Source organism: Syntrophorhabdaceae bacterium, from assembly GCA_028713955.1.
GTDB lineage: Bacteria > Desulfobacterota > Syntrophorhabdia > Syntrophorhabdales > Syntrophorhabdaceae > UBA5609.
The window spans coordinates 1-3,275 of the sequence record JAQTNJ010000307.1; the positions used below are offsets into that span (position 1 = coordinate 1).

Genomic DNA, 3,275 nt, shown 5'->3' on the forward strand with positions numbered 1-3,275 from the left:
AGGATCAGATTCTCTTTTACCGTGAGGGGTCCGAAGATCTTACGGTCCTCTGGTACAAGACCAACGCCAAGGCGGGCAATCTTATAGGGTTTCATCCCTGTTATATCTTTTCCTTTAAAATAAACCTTCCCTCTTTTCGGCACAACGTCCATAACAAGGGTTTTGAAGGTTGTGCTCTTGCCCGCGCCATTCCGCCCCATGAGGCAGAGCGTCTCGCCTTCATATACCGTAAAGCTGACATCGAACAATATATGACTCTTTCCGTAATAGGAGTTGATCTTTTCTGCAATCAGGATATCAGCCATTTTACAGTACCTCTTTCCCAAGATATGCTTCAATTACCGTTTCATGCTGGCTTATATAATCCGGCGGACCTTCCGCAATAAGCTGACCCTGCACGAGGACCCTGATGATCTCCGCAATACCAAAAACCATGTCCATATCATGTTCAATAAAGATCGTTGTCAACTGGAAAAATTCATGGAGTTCTTTCAGGAGACCCATCATCTTTATCCGTTCATCAGGCGCCATCCCGGCAGTCGGTTCATCGAGCAGCAATATCTTCGGTTGTAATGTCAGGGCTATCGCTATATCGAGAACCTTCATATCGCCATGGGATAATTCTGAGGCCTTCAGGTCCTTGCAATCAAAAAGTCCCATCTTGTTAAGGATGAATTCTGTGTGCTCGCGGGCATCTTTAAAGGCCAGTCTGTCAGTAAAAATCTTTGCGTTCTTCCGGAGGTTGGAGAGCGCTGCCAGGTATATGTTATCGAAGACAGACTCCTCCAGAAAGACACTTGCCACCTGGAAGGCACGCACCATTCCGAGCTTGACGATATTCTCAGGCCTTGCCCTGGTTATGTCACGGTCTTCATATACCACGGTCCCGTCGTCAGAAGGAATGAGACCTGTTATAAGGTTAAAAAGGGTTGTTTTCCCTGCACCATTAGGCCCGATAATCGCGGACATCTCGCCCTTCTTCACGTCGATATTCACATGGTTGGTCACATGAATTCCGCCAAAATGCTTATCAAGGTTTTTAATCTCCAGAATTACAGACAACCTCTGTCTCCTTTTCCTCATTGTTTTTGCTGCCGCCGGTCTTTTTGATTCCCAGCACACCATTCGGGAACAGAAGGACGACGATAAGCACTACAACACCGATACAGAATGACCAGTACTCAGTGTATTTCCCTACTATCTCTTCCAATCCCGTAAGTATTCCAGCGCCGACAACAGGGCCAAAGAATGTGCCCATGCCGCCGATGGTTGCCATAAGGATTGCGTTTCCTGATGTCGGCCAGTGCAGCATGTCGGGGTGGATACTCCCGTCCAGACCGGCATAGAGACCGCCGGCTACACCCGCAAAGAAGGCCGATATAACAAATGCCTTCAACTGGTTTTTGTAAACGTTCAAACCAAGGAAGGTAATCCTTTGCGGATTCTGCCTGATGCTGTTTAAAACAGTTCCGAAGGGTGATCTCCTGATCCTCCAAAGGATGAACATACAAATGGTTACCACTATGAAGCTGAAGAGGTAGTATTTCGTTACACCTCCGCTGAGGATCTCGGGTTTGGCTATTGCCTGGATGCCGTCGTCCCCACCTGTGAAGTTATAGAGCTTGAACGTGAGACCCCACACCAACTGGGCAAAGGCCAGCGTCAGCATGGTAAAGTATACACCCGTTAACCTAAGCGTTAAAAGTCCGATAAAGACAGATAGAAATGCCGCGCCCAAAGCGCCTAAGATAATAAAAAGAGGAAATAATTCCGGACTCGTTGCCTTGACGAGCATGCCCGTAATATACGCGCCTACTCCGTAGAAGAGCGCGTGTCCGAAGGATACCAGTCCTGTTGTACCGTACAAAAGATTAAAGGCGACAGCATAAAGGCTGAAGATAATGATCCTCGCGACGAGATGAATATAGTGGGCACCGGGATTGACAACAAGTATCCCGAGAAAGAATACGAAATAAACGATCCAGGGCAGATAATCTTTTATCTTTTTCAAGGTGCTATTTCCTCCCCACCGCTTTTTTCGCAAGAAGCCCTTCAGGTTTTACGATCAACACGATGATCATGACGATGAAGGTCAGGACCGTAGCCAGTTCCGGCATCCACAGGATCCCGAAGGCAAGAACCTCTCCTATGATGAGCGCGCCCAGCAAGGCGCCCCAGAAATTCCCGAATCCTCCGATTACCACTACGATCATCGAGTCGATAATGAATTCGACGCCCGCGCCTGGCGTAACCGTTCTTAAAGGTGCGGCCAGCACACCGGCAAGACCGCCCATTGCCGTAGCCACTCCAAATACAAGTGTCATGATCATGGGGACATTTGTTCCCAGAAGACCGAGCATAATCCTGTCAAGCGATGATGCCCTCACCGTCTTGCCTGTGTCGGTCTTCGTGAGAAAATACCATGCAAACAAGACTACGAGCAGACCAATAATGATAATGAACACGTTATAAACCGGGATCATTACAGACCCTATGTTCAAAGAACCTACAAGGGAAGCAGGCTTAGGTATGGTTTTGTATTCAGGACCCCAGATAAATTTCACCACGTCGTCGAGGATAAGGATAAATGCATACGTCATGAGCAGCTGAAAGGCGCCTTCCTGCGCCCGGCCATAGATACGCCTGAGGAAGAGCGTTTCGATCACCATCCCTACTATCCCCGCGCCTATAGCTCCAACGAGGAGCCCTACCCAGAAATTATTGAATAGCTGCATAAGCTGGTAGGCGAAATAGGTGCCGAGGAGATAAAAGGAACCATGCGCGAAGTTCAGGACGTTTACTACCCCGAAGATCAGGGTAAGACCGCTCGAAACGAGAAATAACAACATGGCCACGGAAAGTCCGCTCAAAAACTGTGCGATAAAAGTATTGATATCCATACCTAAGCCCTGTTCCCTTTACTTAATCTATTTCCCTTTTACTTTTGTCATATAGTCAATGTATTCAAAATTTGGCCACAGCTTGTCTGCCGGATACACTTTGAAATTGCCAAGCATGTATTTCGCCGGCGGGAATTTATCATTCTTTACCGTTGTACCAATCGCCTGAATCTGGACGATCTGGTGTGTCTTTGGATCGATATAGGAGGTAAATCCTTGTGGATCCTCGGGACACTCGATCTTCATACCTTCCATGGCCTTTATAAGCGCTTCAGTGTCATTCGCATTACCCACCTTTCTGATTGCCTCAGCGATCATGTGGATACCCACATAGGCGCCTTCTGCTGCGTATGATGGATACCTGCCGGCTGCTTT

The 3,275-nt window shown here is 47.8% G+C and carries 5 protein-coding genes; all 5 read right to left on the minus strand.

What is annotated here, in order from left to right; translation table 11 throughout:
- Positions 1–305 (minus strand): ATP-binding cassette domain-containing protein (locus tag PHU49_16190; protein MDD5245550.1); only part of this gene is annotated, 305 nt, incomplete at its 3' end.
- A 1-nt stretch (position 306) separates the two neighbouring features.
- A complete protein-coding gene (locus tag PHU49_16195; protein ID MDD5245551.1) occupies positions 307–1,062 on the minus strand; it encodes an ABC transporter ATP-binding protein in 756 nt (251 codons plus the stop codon).
- Positions 1,040–2,011, minus strand: coding sequence for a branched-chain amino acid ABC transporter permease (locus tag PHU49_16200; GenBank protein MDD5245552.1), 972 nt, complete (start codon positions 2,009–2,011; stop codon positions 1,040–1,042). Before PHU49_16200 ends, PHU49_16195 begins: the two co-directional genes overlap by 23 nt.
- Before the next feature lie 4 nt (positions 2,012–2,015).
- On the minus strand, positions 2,016–2,900 hold the full coding sequence (locus PHU49_16205) for a branched-chain amino acid ABC transporter permease (GenBank protein MDD5245553.1): 885 nt from the start codon (positions 2,898–2,900) through the stop codon (positions 2,016–2,018).
- A gap of 27 nt (positions 2,901–2,927) precedes the next feature.
- On the minus strand, positions 2,928–3,275 hold a 348-nt coding region (locus tag PHU49_16210; protein ID MDD5245554.1), incomplete at its 5' end, for an ABC transporter substrate-binding protein.